The sequence below is a fragment of the Achromobacter sp. D7-1 genome, from assembly GCF_059760445.1.
Map to the genome: position 1 here is coordinate 1 of NZ_JCBAMT010000014.1, position 14,130 is coordinate 14,130.

Annotated in this window: 13 protein-coding genes; 7 read left to right on the forward strand and 6 right to left on the reverse strand. The window is 66.1% G+C overall.

Going from position 1 to position 14,130, the window contains the following annotated elements:
- The coding region (locus tag AC6LKD_RS08625; RefSeq protein ID WP_498115907.1) for an isocitrate lyase/phosphoenolpyruvate mutase family protein at positions 1 to 373 on the forward strand (373 nt) is incomplete at its 5' end.
- 127 nt (positions 374 to 500) lie between these two features.
- Positions 501 to 2,258 carry a SulP family inorganic anion transporter gene (locus tag AC6LKD_RS08630; protein ID WP_498115908.1) on the forward strand — a complete coding sequence of 586 codons (1,758 nt, stop codon included), beginning with the start codon at positions 501 to 503 and terminating at the stop codon, positions 2,256 to 2,258.
- 18 nt (positions 2,259 to 2,276) lie between these two features.
- Here AC6LKD_RS08630 and AC6LKD_RS08635 read toward each other — a convergent pair whose 3' ends face one another.
- From AC6LKD_RS08635 to AC6LKD_RS08660, 6 genes are all read right to left on the reverse strand, one after another.
- The gene (locus AC6LKD_RS08635) at positions 2,277 to 3,041 is read right to left on the reverse strand and encodes an ABC transporter ATP-binding protein (protein ID WP_498115909.1); all 765 of its coding nucleotides are present in this window, start codon (positions 3,039 to 3,041) and stop codon (positions 2,277 to 2,279) included.
- Complete coding sequence (locus tag AC6LKD_RS08640; protein WP_498115910.1) at positions 3,038 to 4,927, reverse strand: ABC transporter permease; 1,890 nt, start codon at positions 4,925 to 4,927, stop codon at positions 3,038 to 3,040. Before AC6LKD_RS08640 ends, AC6LKD_RS08635 begins: the two co-directional genes overlap by 4 nt.
- Positions 4,927 to 6,150, reverse strand: a complete 1,224-nt coding sequence (locus AC6LKD_RS08645; protein ID WP_492277103.1) for an ABC transporter substrate-binding protein — start codon at positions 6,148 to 6,150, stop codon at positions 4,927 to 4,929. The genes AC6LKD_RS08640 and AC6LKD_RS08645 overlap by 1 nt, the downstream gene beginning before the upstream one ends.
- 179 nt (positions 6,151 to 6,329) lie before the next feature.
- A complete protein-coding gene (rpmG, locus tag AC6LKD_RS08650; RefSeq protein ID WP_003810296.1) occupies positions 6,330 to 6,497 on the reverse strand; it encodes a 50S ribosomal protein L33 in 168 nt (55 codons plus the stop codon).
- A 37-nt stretch (positions 6,498 to 6,534) separates the two neighbouring features.
- Positions 6,535 to 6,771 (reverse strand): 50S ribosomal protein L28, encoded by a 237-nt coding sequence (rpmB, locus tag AC6LKD_RS08655; protein ID WP_013395424.1) that lies wholly within the window; start codon positions 6,769 to 6,771, stop codon positions 6,535 to 6,537.
- 354 nt (positions 6,772 to 7,125) lie between these two features.
- On the reverse strand, positions 7,126 to 8,274 hold the full coding sequence (locus AC6LKD_RS08660; protein ID WP_013395423.1) for a Bcr/CflA family multidrug efflux MFS transporter: 1,149 nt from the start codon (positions 8,272 to 8,274) through the stop codon (positions 7,126 to 7,128).
- Positions 8,275 to 8,480: 206 nt separating this feature from the next.
- Between AC6LKD_RS08660 and AC6LKD_RS08665 the strand changes: the two genes are divergently transcribed.
- The 5 genes from AC6LKD_RS08665 to AC6LKD_RS08685 all read left to right on the forward strand — a co-directional run bounded on the left by AC6LKD_RS08665 (position 8,481) and on the right by AC6LKD_RS08685 (position 14,103).
- Positions 8,481 to 9,743, forward strand: a complete 1,263-nt coding sequence (locus AC6LKD_RS08665; RefSeq protein ID WP_013395422.1) for a class I SAM-dependent methyltransferase — start codon at positions 8,481 to 8,483, stop codon at positions 9,741 to 9,743.
- 517 nt (positions 9,744 to 10,260) lie between these two features.
- On the forward strand, positions 10,261 to 11,262 hold the full coding sequence (locus AC6LKD_RS08670) for an ABC transporter substrate-binding protein (protein WP_013395421.1): 1,002 nt from the start codon (positions 10,261 to 10,263) through the stop codon (positions 11,260 to 11,262).
- A gap of 235 nt (positions 11,263 to 11,497) precedes the next feature.
- Positions 11,498 to 12,355, forward strand: a complete 858-nt coding sequence (locus tag AC6LKD_RS08675; protein WP_013395420.1) for an ABC transporter permease — start codon at positions 11,498 to 11,500, stop codon at positions 12,353 to 12,355.
- Complete coding sequence (locus AC6LKD_RS08680) at positions 12,352 to 13,608, forward strand: quaternary amine ABC transporter ATP-binding protein (RefSeq protein WP_013395419.1); 1,257 nt, start codon at positions 12,352 to 12,354, stop codon at positions 13,606 to 13,608. Before AC6LKD_RS08675 ends, AC6LKD_RS08680 begins: the two co-directional genes overlap by 4 nt.
- Positions 13,609 to 13,728: 120 nt before the next feature.
- Positions 13,729 to 14,103, forward strand: coding sequence for a tautomerase family protein (locus AC6LKD_RS08685; protein ID WP_013395418.1), 375 nt, complete (start codon positions 13,729 to 13,731; stop codon positions 14,101 to 14,103).
- The last annotated feature ends 27 nt before the right edge of the window (positions 14,104 to 14,130 follow it).

A 14,130-nucleotide genomic window follows, 5' to 3' on the forward strand; every position in this document is an offset into this window, starting at 1 on the left:
AATAAGAGGCAGCGCAAGAGCCAATGAAGCCGCGGGCGCGGATGCCATCCTGATCCATTCCAGGCAGAGCACGCCCGACGAGATCCTGTCGTTCGTGGCCGCATGGCAAGGCCGCGCGCCGCTGGTGTTGGTGCCTACCGCCTATCCCCAGTTGCGCGAATCCGATATCCAGGCGCTGGGCAAGGTGGGCCTGGTGATCTATGGCAACCACGCCATTCGCGCCGCGGTGGGGGCGATGCGGGACGTATTCGCCCGCATCCGCCGCGATGGCGGCATCCACCAGGTGGACGCCAGCCTGCCGACGGTCAAGGAAATCATCGCGTTGCAGGGCGATGCCCGCATGCGGGAACTCGAAAGCCGCTACCTGAGGTAGCCGGGACGCGTTGCGCGCGGGGGGCGCTAGCGTTTACGCTAGACGACCCGCCGCAGGCTCTGTGCGCCGCAGGCGGGCCGATCAGAAAGCAGATGCCAAGGGATAGGAAAGAATGATGCAGGGGGGGATGAGCGTCGCGCGCCGGTTGTTCGGCTCGTGGGTGGACGAGGTCAATGCGCGGACCTTGCGCGCGGATGCGACGGCGGGGCTGCTGGGCGCGTTGCTGGTGCTGCCGCAGGGCGTGGCGTTCGCCATGCTGGCGGGCCTGCCGCCCGAGTACGGCCTGTATTCCGCCATCGTGCCCTGTATCGTCGCGGCGCTTTTCGGGTCCAGCCGCCACGTCATGTCAGGTCCGACCAACGCCAACTCGCTGGCGCTCTATGCGGTGCTGACGCCGCTGGCGGTCGCCGGCAGCCAGGGCTACATCCAGTTGGCGCTGGCCGTGACCGTGCTGGTCGGCTTGATGCAATGGCTGGTGGGCACGCTCAGGCTGGGATCGCTGGCGCATTTCATTTCGCCTTCGGCGCTGTTCGGCTTCACCAGCGGCGCGGCCCTGCTGATTGCCGTGCATGCGCTGAAGGACGCGCTGGGCATGCCCGCGCCGGACGTGCACGGCGCGGGAGCCTTGCTGGCAAGCCTGGCCACGAACATCGCGCAGGTGCACTGGGGCGCCTTGCTGGTGACGCTCACGACGCTGGCGGTGGCATTGCTGCTGCGGCGCTTGGACAAGCGCAAGCCCTATATGCTGGCGGGACTGGCGGCAGGGGCGTTGGCGGCCGCCGGGTTCAATGCGATGACCGCAGGCGCGCCGGTGTCCGTGCTGGGAGCGCTGGCGCAACCCTGGCCGCCTTTCCATATTCCCAGCGTGGACTGGCGCGCGCTGCCCGAATTGCTGAGCGTGGCCTTCGCGCTGACCATCGTGGCGCTGGCGCAGTCCATTTCCATTGCCAAGGCCGTGGCCACGCGTTCAGGCCAGCGCATCGACGCCAACCGCGAATTCGTGGGGCAGGGGCTGTCCAATATCGTGGGCGGCTTTTTCTCCTGCTATCTGTCCTGCGGGTCGCTCAACCGTTCCATTCCCAATTACGAGGCCGGCGCCAAGACGCCGCTGGCGTCCGTGTTTTCGGCTTTGCTGCTGGTGGCACTGGTGGCCCTGTCGGCGCCGCTGCTGGCCATGATTCCGCATGCCGCGATCTCCGGGCTGCTGCTGCTGGTGGCCTGGACCCTGTTCGACATTCCGCGCTGGCGCCAGCTTATCCGCACCCAGCGCGGCGAAGCCATCATCGCCGCCGCCACCCTGGCCGCCACCATCACCATACGCATGGAAGTGGCGATCCTGCTGGGCACGGTGCTATCGCTGATGGTCTATCTGCACCGCACCTCGCGGCCCGCGATGCGCACCATGGGTTTCGATTCGCGTGGACTGGAGCGGCGCTTCGTGGTGCTGGAGCATCAGCCGGACGCCCTGCCTGAATGCCCGCAACTGAAGCTGCTGCGCATGGAAGGTTCGGTCTATTTCGGCGCCGCCACGCACGTGGCGCAGCGGCTGCATGAACTGCGCGCCGGGCCCGGCGCGCCGCGCCACCTGCTGGTCATGGCCAAGAGCATGAATTTCATCGACATGGCCGGCGCGCAGGTCTGGGAAGACGAACTGGCCGCCCGACGGGCCATGGGCGGCGACCTGTATTTCCACCGCCCCCGGCCGGAAGTGCTGGACATGTGGCGCCGCACCGGATTCCTGCAGCGCCTGGGCGAAGATCACATCTTTCCCGACAAGGCGACGGCGCTGCACACGATCTATGCCAAGCTGGACCGCGGTATCTGCGAGGGGTGCCAGGCCAAGATCTTCTGGGAATGCCAGCCCAACGGGCTGAGGGATGACTGAGGCCGGGCGCGCCGGGATTCAGGCCGGCTGTGGCGTTTCCGTGCCCAGGTAGGCGGCGCGGACCCGCTCGTCGGCCGCAATCTGCGCCGGTTCGCCCTCGGCCAGCAGACTGCCGCGCACCAGCACCGCGATGCGGTCGGCGTGTTTGAAGACCACGTCCAGACTGTGCTCGGTGAAGAGGACCGCGATGCGCTGCGTGTCGGCCAGCGTGCGCGTCAACCGCATCAGCGCATGGCGTTCATTGGTGGCCATGCCCGCGGTGGGCTCGTCCATCAGCAATAGCCGCGGCTGGTGCGCCAGCGCCATGGCCAGTTCGACCCGCTTGACGTCGCCATAGGCCAGCGTGCCGCAATGATCCTCCGACTTGTCGGCCATCTGCACCTGCGACAGCAGCGACATGGCTTCCTCTGCCGCGTAGCGGGTGGCCCGGCGCCACGGGTTCAGCAGCAGCCGGTCGCGCGACAGCAGCGCCGTCTGCACGTTCTCGCGCACCGTCATGGAGCGGAAGGTGGCGGCGGTCTGGAAGGTGCGTCCCACGCCCAGCCGGCAGATCTTGCCGGCCGACAGGCCCACCAGCTCGCGGCCGTCCAGCAGGACCGAGCCGGAGTCGGGCCGCAATTGGCCGCCCAGCGCATTGAAGCAGGTGGATTTGCCGGCGCCGTTGGGGCCGATCAGTGCCAGCATCCGGCCCGCTTCCAGCGTGAACGACACGCCGGCCAGCGCGTCGATGCCGCCGAACGATTTGCGCAGTTCGCGGACTTGCAGCAGCGGGGCGGCGGTCATGCGCGCCTCCTGTTCCAGCTTGCGGCGATGCGCGCGGCGGCGCCGGCCAAGCCCTCGGGAAAGGCCATGACCAAGGCCAGGATGGCCAGCCCCAGCACGGCGTGCCAGTACTCGGTGCTGCGCGCGGCCGCATCCTGCAGCCAGGTGTAGGATGCCGCGCCGACCAGCGGGCCGGCCAGGGTCTGCAAACCGCCCAGCAACACCATGACCAGCCCGTCCACGGACCGGCTCACGGCCAGCGTGTCGGGCGCGATGCTGCCTTTGGAGAACGCGTAGAGCGACCCGGCCAGGCCCGCGGCAAAGGAGGCGGCCACGAAGCCCGCCCATTGCACGCGCCGCGTGTCCATGCCCAGGGCTTCGGCGCGCAAGGACGAGTCGCGCACGCCGCGCAGGGCGTAGCCCAGCGGCGAGAACGCCAGGCGGCGCAGCCAGGCGATGCCGGCCACGCACAGCGCCAGCGTGAGGTAATAGAACCAGGGTCCCTGGGTGAGCCAGGCCGACGGCCACAGTCCGATCAGGCCGTTGCTGCCGCCGGTCACGTCGTCCCACTGATAGGCCAGCGCCCAGAGGATCTGCGCCACCGCCAGGGTCAGCATCGCCAGGTACACGCCCGACAAGCGCACGCAGAACCAGCCGAACAGCAGCGCGCCCAGCGCCGCGGCAAAGGGGCCCAGCAACAGCGCCGCTTCCATCGGCACGGCCGCCAGTTTCAAGAGCAGCGCGGCGCCGTAGGCGCCCAGGCCGAACCAGGCGGCGTGGCCGAACGAGGTCATGCCGGCCAGTCCGGTCAGGAAATGCAGGCTGGCGGCAAACAGCGCGGCGATCAGGATTTCAGTCAGCAGGATGCCCAGATAGGGACTGTGCGCGGCTGCCACGGGCGCCAGCGCCAGCAGCGCCAGCAGCAGGCCGTAGGCCAGCCGCAGGCGGCGGCCCGCGGGGGCGATGGGACGCTCGGGTGCGGCGGCGTGGGAGGCGGGCTCTGGCGGCTTGCCCAGCAGGCCCCAGGGCCGCACCACCAGCACCACGGCCATCACGGCGAACTCGGCCAGCAGCGTGAGCTTGGACAGGTTGAAGAGCCAGGGGCCGATCTGCACCTGTCCCAGGAACACGAACAAAGCCTTGACGGAGCAGATCAGCAAGGCGGCCAGGAAGGCGCCGGGAATCGAGCCCAGGCCGCCCACCACCACCACCACGAAGGCGCTGGCGATGATTTCCAGGTCCAGCCCGAGCGTGGCGGGCACGCGCGGCGCCGCCAGCGCGCCGCCCAGGCCGGCCAGGAAGGCGCCCAGGGTGAATGCGGAGGTGAACAGCCAGGCCTGGTTCACGCCCAGCGCGGCCAGCATCTTGCGGTTTTCAGCTGCTGCGCGCAGCAGGCGGCCCCAGCGGGTGCGCATCAGCAGCAGCCACAGCAGGCCCAGTACCACGGGGCCGGCGGCGATCAGCAGCAGGTCGTATTCGGGATAGCGGCGGCCCAGGATCTGCACGGCGCCGGACAGGCCGGGGGCGCGCGCCGCGAACAGGTCTTCCGGCCCCCAGATGGCCAGCGCAGCGTCGCCGATGATGAGCACCAGCGCAAAGGTGGCCAGCAGCTGGAACAGTTCGGGGGCCTGGTACAGGCGTCGCAGCACCAGCCATTCGGCGGCCGCGCCGATGAGGCCGGTGGCCAGCGCCGCCAGCAGCAGCCCGGCCCAATAGCCCGCGCCGTCGCCGAAATAGCCGGTGAAGGTCCAAGCCAGGTAGATGCCCAGCATGTAGAACGAACCGTGCGCGAAGTTGACCACGCGCGTGACGCCGAAGATCAGCGACAGGCCGGCGGCCACCAGGAACAGCGCGCTGGCGTCCGCCAGCCCATTGAGCAGCTGCAGCAGCAGCCCGGACAGGCTCATCAGTGCGCCGGACGCATCTTGCGCACTTGCTCGTCAGGCGGCTGCAGGCGGGCGCCGTCGATGTAGGCGAAATCCTTCATCACGCCCTTGCCGTCTTCCACCGCGGTCACGCCCACGTACACGCCCATGGTCGACTGGTGGTCGATCTTGCGGTACTGGATCGGGCCGTAAGGCGTGTCGACCTTCAGGCCGGCAAAAGCGTCGACCAGTTTTTCGGTGTCCACCTCGCCCGCGGCCTTCAGGCCCTGGGCGATGGACATGAGGGACGCGTAGCCCACGACTGAGCCGACCTTGGGCGTTTCGTTGTAGCGCTTCTTGTAGGCTGCGACGAAGTCGTTGTTGGCCGGCGTGTCGATGGCGTACCAGGGGTAGCCCGTGACGATCCAGCCGGTGGGCGTATCGGCGCCCAGCGGCTCCAGGTATTCGGGTTCGCCGGACAGCACCGACACCACGGCGCGGTTCTCGAACAGGCCGCGGGTATTGCCCTCGCGCACGAAGCGGGTCAGGTCGGCGGCGAACAGCACGTTGAAGATCGCGTCGGGCTTGGCGTCCGCCAGCGCCTGCACCACGGCGCCCGCATCGACCTTGCCCAGCGGCACGGCCTGCTCGGCGACGAATTCCACGTCGGACTGGAACGAGGTCATCATGGCCTTGAAGGTGGCCACGGCGGACTGGCCGTATTCATAGTTGGGGTAGACGATGGCCCAACGCTTCTTGCGCAAGGCCAGCGCCTTGGGGGCCAGCGCCGCCACGTGCATCCAGGTGGACGGGCGCAGGCGGTAGGTATAGCGGTTGCCGTCCTGCCAGGTGATCTTGTCGGTGAGCGGCTCGGCCGCCAGGAAGAACACCTGCTGCTGCTTGGCGAAGTCCGTCAGCGCCAGGCCGGTATTGGACAGGAAGCCGCCGAACAACAGCTCGACCTTTTCGCGGGCCAGCAATTCCTGGGCCGCGCGCACCGAATCGCCGGGGTTGCCGTTGTCGTCGCGCGAAATTACCTCCAGCTTCCTGCCCAGCACGCCGCCGCCGGCGTTGACCTCTTCCAGCGCCAACTGCCAGCCCTTCTTGTACGGGCCGAGGAAGGCGGGGATCGCCTTGTAGCTGTTGATCTCGCCAATGCGGATGGGCGGCTCCTTGTCCTTGGCCGAGGCGGCGGGAGTCAGCGCCAGGGCCAGGAGTGCCGGCGCCACGGCGCGGCGCAACAGGGTAAGGCAGGGACGGAACATGTCAGGTATCGCGTGGAGAGGGAATCTGGCGCCAGCAGGCGCGGTGGATGACAGCGGCCCAATTGGAACATGGGCTTTCGTCCCGGGGCAATAGACAGGCGCTCCACGCGCCGTCCGCGCGGAAATGAAAAAGGCCCTGCGATGCAGGGCCTCTTCGTCTTGCGGGAAAACCGGCTGAATTACTTCAGCTTGGTTTCCTTGTAGTCAACGTGCTTGCGAGCGACCGGATCAAATTTCTTGATCAGCATCTTCTCGGGCATGTTGCGCTTGTTCTTGGTGGTCGTGTAGAAATGACCCGTGCCGGCAGTCGACTCGAGCTTGATCTTTTCGCGGATACCTTTGGCCATGTCGTGCTCCTAGTATGTAGATTGGCGGGGAGGCCGATTAGGCCATTTCGCCGCGGGCACGCATTTCGGCCAGCACGGCGTCGATGCCGTTCTTGTCGATCGTGCGGATGGCCTTGGCCGAAACACGCAGGCGGACCCAGCGGTTTTCGCTTTCAACCCAGAACCGGCGCGATTGCAGGTTGGGCAGGAAGCGACGCTTGGTCTTGTTGTTTGCGTGCGAAACATTGTTGCCCACCATCGGGCCTTTGCCGGTCACTTGGCATACGCGTGCCATGGATGCACCTCTTTAGGTCATTCTTTTGTCGCGCATCGCTTGGGGGGTAGACAGGGTTTCAGCCGCCGGGCTGTACAGGCGCTTGCGCTGCCTTTGCCGGCCACCCAGTCTTAGTGGATGAGGGGGGGTCGGAATGGCCATCAAAGCCCAGTCTGGTCCGCCCCAGTGCTTATACCCGCTGCCTGCCACCCGCAAAATTCTTGGAAGAATCTCTGGGAATTCCTGGGGAATCGCCAGACGTTGCGCGGTTGGGGTCAGAGTGCTGAACTACAAAGCATAGTAGTCCGGCACGGGAAACTTCATGTGAAGACTTAGATTCTAATACGAAAAGCGTAATTAAATCAAGCGACCAGGCTAGCTGGCGTGCGATTGCGCCACGCGGCCCGAGATCCAGGACAGGCAGGCGCACGCCGCCAGCGTGGTCGTCAGGGGCAGGGCGCTGTCGGTTTGCCAGGCGCTGACGGCGAAACCGGCCAGCGCGCCGCAGGACAGTTGAAGCGTCCCCAGAAGCGCGGACGCCGCGCCCAGGCGCTTGCCCTGGTCCGATAGCGCCAGCGCGGCCGAGTTGGGGTTCACGAAGCCCTGGCTGCCCATGTAGCAGATCAGGCACAGCATCAGCAGCGGCAGCGTCATCCAGCCGGCCAGCGTCAGCGCGACCGCGGCCAGGCTGGCGCAGGCCAGCGAAGTCAGGGCGCGGCGCTGCAATTGGCGCGGCGTGTAGGTGCGCAGCAGGCGGGCGCTGATCTGCGAACAGATGATGAGCGACAGCGCGTTGGTGCCGAACAGCAGGCCGTAGTACTGGGGAGCCACGCCGTAGAGTTCGATGAAGACGCGCGGCGAGCCGATGATGTAGGCGAACATGCCAGCCTGGCCGAAGCCGCCGGCCAGGCTGTGCGCCATGAAGCCGCGATGGGCGAACAGGTCGCGGTAATTCCGCAGTATGGTTTCCCAACGCAGCGGCACCACGCGTTCGGGCGCCAGCGATTCCTTCATGATGAGTATGACGGCGGCCATCAGCATCGCGCCGCCGGCCAGCATCACCCAGAACAGGCTGCGCCACGAGGTGATGGTCAGCAATTGGCCGCCTGCCAGGGGCGCGAGAATGGGGGCCAGGCCCATGATGAGCATCAGCAGCGACATGGCGCGCGCGGCTTCGTGGGTTTCGTAGTGGTCGCGGATGACGGCGCGCGGGATCACGATGCCGGCGGCGCCGCCCATGGCCTGCACCACGCGCCAGCCGGTCAGCGCTTCGACCGATCCTGAAAGCGCGCAGCCCAGGGAGGCGATCATGAACAGCGTCAGGCCCACCAGCAGCGGCGGTTTGCGGCCGTAGCGGTCGGCCATCGGGCCGTAGAACACCTGCGCCATCGCCAGCCCGATCAGGTAGGCGGCCAGCGTGCGTTCGACATCGCCGCGGGACACGCCCAGGTTTGCCGCGATCGTGGGGAACGCGGGCAGGTACATGTCGATGGCGAACGGACCGATTGCGGTCAGCGCGCCCATGAGTATCAGCCAGCCGGGCAGGCCGCTGCGAAAAGACTGTGATGGGGGCATGTGGATTGCGGGGTAGCGCAGTGACAGGGCCCGGATGCGGTTTGTTGCACGTTTTGGGCCAAGTGAACGACTGTATCACGGGCAACCTTACAAGCAAATTGCAGGTTTTTTCCGATAAAGTCATTGAGGTCCGTACGTATTCCAGAGGAGTAGCCGTGAATCCTTTGTTGTCTGTTGTGGAACGCAAACTTCAGGCCCTGCCGGTCCCGGTCCAGCTGGTTCTGCCCGACGGCGCCGTGCTGGGGCCGCCCGAGCCCCGCGTCCGTTTCGTCACGCATGACAAGACCGCCTTGGCGCACCTGGCCGAAGGCGCGGTGGGCGTGCTGGGCCAGGATTACGTGGAAGGCCGCATCGACATAGAAGGCAATATGCGCGATGTCATGGCCGCGGCATCGGCGCTGCTGCCCGGTTCGCCGGTGGACGCGGCCCGTGGCGGCTGGCTCACTGAGCTGGTGCGCAAGGTGGTATCGGTCTGGCGCCATTCGGTCGAACGCGACGCCAGGCAGATCGAGTTCCACTACGACCTGTCGGACGATTTCTACGCGCTCTGGCTGGATCCGCGCCGGGTCTATTCCTGCGCCTATTACCGCGAGCCGGGCATGACGCTGGCGCAGGCCCAGGAAGCCAAGCTCGACCACATCTGCCGCAAGCTGCGCCTGCGCGAAGGCGAGCGCTTCCTGGACGTGGGTGCGGGCTGGGGCGGCCTGCTGCTGTGGGCGGCCGAGAACTATGGCGTCGACGCCACCGGCATCACGCTGTCGCGCAACCAGCATGCCCATGTTAGCAAGCTGATCCAGGAGAAGGGGCTGGCCGGTCGGGTCCGCATGGAACTGCTCGATTACCGCAAGCTGGACGAATCCGCGCCCTACGACAAGATTGCGTCGGTCGGCATGTTCGAGCACGTGGGCCGGGCCCAGCTCGAAGGCTATTTCGCCAAGCTGCGCCGCCTGCTCAAGCCGGGCGGACTGATCATGAACCATGGCATTACCGCGGCGGGCGTCTACAACGCTGAACTCGGCAATGGCATGGGCGAATTCATCGAGAAATACATCTTCCCGGGCGGCGAGCTGACCCACGTCAGCGTGGTGCTGGAAACCTTGACCAACGGCGGGCTGGAAGAAGTGGACGTGGAAAACCTGCGGCCGCACTACGCGCGCACCCTGTGGGCCTGGAGCGATGCGCTGGAGGCGCGCCTTTCTGAGGCGGCGCGCATCCTGGGCGGCGAGCAGGGCGAACGTTCATTGCGCGCCTACCGGCTGTACCTGGCCGGCTGCGCCATGGGGTTCGAGCATGGCTGGATCGCGCTGCATCAGATCCTGGGCCAGCATCCGGCGACGGGGCGCGCCGACGAGCTGGACAACCCGGCGGACCAGGCCTATCCGTGGCGCCGGGACTATATGTACGTGAAGAACGGATAGCGGCCAGCAAGTGTCCATTAGGCGGCCGCCGCCAACCCGAATGGCGGCGGAAATTCGCCCGAAACGCGTCCACGCCCTGGCCGGAACGGCCGTTTCCGGGCCGTTTTGATGGCGCTAAAGCGTGTGGATATGAATTTATTATTAACTGAATGTATCTTTGCTTCTGAATCAAAATCCTCTAGGGAAAATCGCGATTCCGCCCCTGGTCGTTGCGGGTAATCCCGGACCATTTTTTCCGGAAATGTATCTGATTCATTCCGGGGTGGGGTTGGGCTGAGCATCAATTTCGTTTAAGATGCTCGCTTCTTCGTTCAGTTTGTTCACTTTCTGTGGGTTTTCAAAAACTGCGTTTTTGAAGCTCCTGTCTTGCAAGACGACGCATCCTCGCGGACCGTCTTGTTGCTAGTGTCGGTTTGTATTGGCGGTTCTGCCCGTCTTCCGCACAACCCCCTTAGCTCCATGGCACCTTCGGGCCCAAGCCTGGCGTGTGTGCCTGAACCTATGGAGGCAAAAGCCAATGCGTTTTACCCCTGTCAAGACCCTGGCCGCCGCGGCCGTGTTGTTCGCCTTTGCCGGCGCGGCCCAAGCCGCCGATGCCGTTCAGTGCGAAATCAAGCGCCCGGTCAATTTCGGCGCGATGAACTGGGAATCCAACCTGGTCCTGGTTGACGTCGAACGTTTCATCATGGAAAAGGGCTACGGTTGCAAGACCGAAACCCTGCCCACCGAGACCCTGCCCGCCCTGGCCGCGCTGGAGCGCGGCGATCTGGATATCAACACCGAGATCTGGCTGAACAGCGTCGCCGATCCCTGGGACCGCGCCGAGAAGACCGGCAAGGTCAAGCGCATCGGCGACCTCTACATGGGCGCCGAAGGCTGGTACATCCCGCGCTACACGGCCGAACGCTTGCCCGAACTCAAGTCCGCGGCCGACCTGCCGAAGTTCAAGGACAAGTTCAAGGATCCGGAAGAGCCCGGCAAAGGCCGCTTCTATGGCTGCCCGGCAGGCTGGGGCTGCGAAATCACCAGCAACAACCTGTTCCATGCCTTGAAGCTGGACGACTCCTACACGCTGTACTCGCCCGGCACGGGCGCGGCGCAGAAGGCGGCCCTGATGTCGGCCTACAAGCGCAAGCAGAACGTGGTTTTCTACTATTGGTCGCCCACGCCGCTGGTCGGCGCGATGGACCTGGTCAAGCTCGACATGCCGCCCTACGACGCCGAAAAGCACAAGTGCCTGACGTCGCCCAAGTGCGCCAATCCCGAGCCCAGCGCCTATCCCGACAACCCCGTCTTCACGGCGGTGAACACCAAGTTCTCCGAGGAAGCCCCCAAGCTCACCGAATTCCTGTCCAAGGTCTCGGTGCCGCTGCCGGTGATCAATGAAACCCTGGCCCACATGGAAGAGTCCGGCGACGAAGCCAGCGCCGTGGCCAAGTGGTTCCTGAAGAACAAACCCGACGTCTGGACCAAGTGGGTCCCCGCCGACGTCGCCGGGCGCGTCCAAGGCGCGCTGTAACCCGCCATGAGCCTGGCGGCGCGCCCCAGCGGCGCGCGCCGGCCCTCCCTAGGGGCCGGATTCCTTCGCCGGGATGACCGCCGGCCGGGCGTTCGCGCCCTGGCCTTGATGCGCTGGCGCAGCCGGGATGGCCGGCCGTTTTCTAGCTGGAAGCCGCAAGCTTGCGCCGCATTCCCGATCCCGGGGCTGGCGCGGGCGGTCCGCGCGGTGAGTGCGCCAGAATGGAGTAGAACGAATGTTTCCTGAAATTATTCCCGCCCGGCAGGTCCGGGGGGCGATCGACGGCTTTGTCGATCACTTGGTCACCAACTATGCCGACACGCTGGAGACCCTGTCCCAGCCCGTGCTGCATGCCCTGGTGTGGCTGGAGCAGCTGCTGCGCAATTCGCCCTGGTGGGCGGTGGTCGCGGTCACGGTCGCGATCGCCTGGGGCGTCAGCCGCCGCATCGGCCTGAGCCTGGCGATGGGCGCGCTGCTGTGCGTGATCGGCGTGCTGGGCCTGTGGGATGCCGGCATGCAGACGCTGGCGCTGATGATCATGGCGGCCGGCCTGTCGGTGATTATCGGCATTCCGCTGGGCGTGCTGATGGCGCGGATCAACTGGCTGCGCTCCATCATGCTGCCGGTGCTGGACGTGATGCAGACCATGCCCAGCTTCGTGTACCTGATCCCCGTGGTCATGCTGTTCGGCCTGGGCAAGATCCCCGCCATCATCGCCACCGTGATCTACGCCGTGCCGCCGCTGATCCGCCTGACCGACCTGGGCATCCGCCTGGTCGACCGCGAAGTGCTGGAAGCCTCGCGCGCCTTCGGCGCCAATCCACGCCAGCAGCTGTTCGGCGTGCAGTTGCCGCTGGCCCTGCCCAACATCATGGCCGGCATCAACCAGACCACGATGATGGCGCTGTCGATGGTGGTGATCGCTTCGATGATCGGCGCGCGCGGCCTGGGCTACGAAGTGCTGCTCGGCATCAACCGCCTGGAAGTGGGCCGCGGCCTGCTGGCGGGCTTGGGTATCGTGGTGCTGGCCGTGCTGTTCGACCGGATCACGCAATCGTATGGACAGCGCATGCGCATGGGAGGCCAGCGATGAGCAAGATCGAGGTCAAGAACATCTACAAGGTCTTCGGGCCGCATCCGAAGAAATGGCTGGAAGCCGCCCAGGGCGGCATGAGCAAGGAACAGCTGCTGGCCGAAAGCGGCCACACGCTGGGCCTGCGCGACATCAGCCTGTCGATCGAAGAAGGCAGCATCTACGTCATCATGGGCCTGTCGGGTTCCGGCAAGTCCACCTTGATCCGCCACTTCAACCGCCTGATCGAACCCAGCGCCGGCCACATCCTGGTCGACGGCGTGGACGTGGTCAGCCTGAACAAGCGCGACCTGGAAATCTTCCGCCAGAAGAAGATGAGCATGGTGTTCCAGCGCTTTGGCCTGTTCCCGCACCGCACGGTGCTGGACAATGCCGCCTACGGTCTCACGGTGCAGGGCGTGGGCCGTGCCGAACGCGAAAAGCGCGCCCGCGAATGGCTGGACCAGGTGGGCCTGTCGGGCTTCGAGAACCAGTATCCGCACCAGCTGTCGGGCGGCATGCAGCAGCGCGTCGGCCTGGCGCGGGCGCTGGCTACCGATGCCGAAATCCTGCTGATGGACGAAGCCTTCTCGGCGCTGGATCCGCTGATCCGCCGCGAGATGCAGGACCAGCTGCTGCAATTGCAGGCCAAGCTCAACAAGACCATCGTCTTCATCACCCATGACCTGGACGAAGCCCTGCGCCTGGGCAACCGCATCGCCATTCTCAAGGACGGCGAACTGGTGCAGGAAGGCACGCCTGAAGACATCCTGTTGAACCCGGCCAACGACTACGTGCAGTCGTTCCTGCAAGACGTGAACCGCACCAAGGTGCTCAACGCCACGCACGCCGTGAACCCGGCGCGCCTGACTTTGACCATGCGTTCGCGTCCCGCCCACGCCATGGACCGCATGCGCGCGCTGAGCTATGAATACGCGCCAGTGCTGGACGGCAAGCGGCTGGCGGGCGTGCTGACCGCGGAGGCCGCCACGCGCGCCATCGAGGAAGGCGCGCGCGACATCTCGCGCTACGTCGAGGACCTGGCTTCGGTGCCGGCCACGGCGGGCTTGGGCGAGGTGCTGGCCCAGCTGGTGCACAGCGACCAGCCGGTCGCGGTGACCGGCGAGGACGACGAGTTCATCGGCATGCTGTCGCGCAAGAAGGTCGTGGAACTGGTGACGCCGGCCCTGGCGGAAACCGCGCCGGCGGAAGCTGCCGCGGCCACCGAGGCGCAAGAGCAGCCCGAGCTCGAGCGCCGCGATCAGGCGGCCTGACAGGGAGAAACCCTAATCCGTATCGAGGCCGCTTGGCCGTTTGCGCGGCTCCGATACGGATATGATGGTTTGCCGGCCGCCTGGGCCGGTTTCTCCTTTTTCGGAACATCGGAATCCGTCATGCCTATTTTGAATGTCCAGATCATGGCAGGCCACACGGCCGCCCAGAAGGCCGCTCTGTTGCAGGCCGCGTCCAACGCCGTCGTCGAAAGCATTGCGGCGCCGCTGCCCAGCGTGCGCATCGTGCTGCAGGAAGTGGCGGCCGAGCACGTGATCGTGGGCGGCGAAATCGGCAAGGCCATGGCTCGCGTCGACGTGGCGCTGATCTCCGGCCGCGACGAGGCCAAGAAGGCCGCACTGATCGCGGCCCTGAACCAGGCCGTGTGCGCCAGCATCGGCATCTCGGGCCAGGACGTGCGCGTGCTGCTGCGCGACGTGCCCAATACCGACATGGGCGCGGCCAACGGCATCACCGCCAAGGCCAACGGCCGCTGAGTTTTTCAGCCGGCTTCGCAGTCCCAG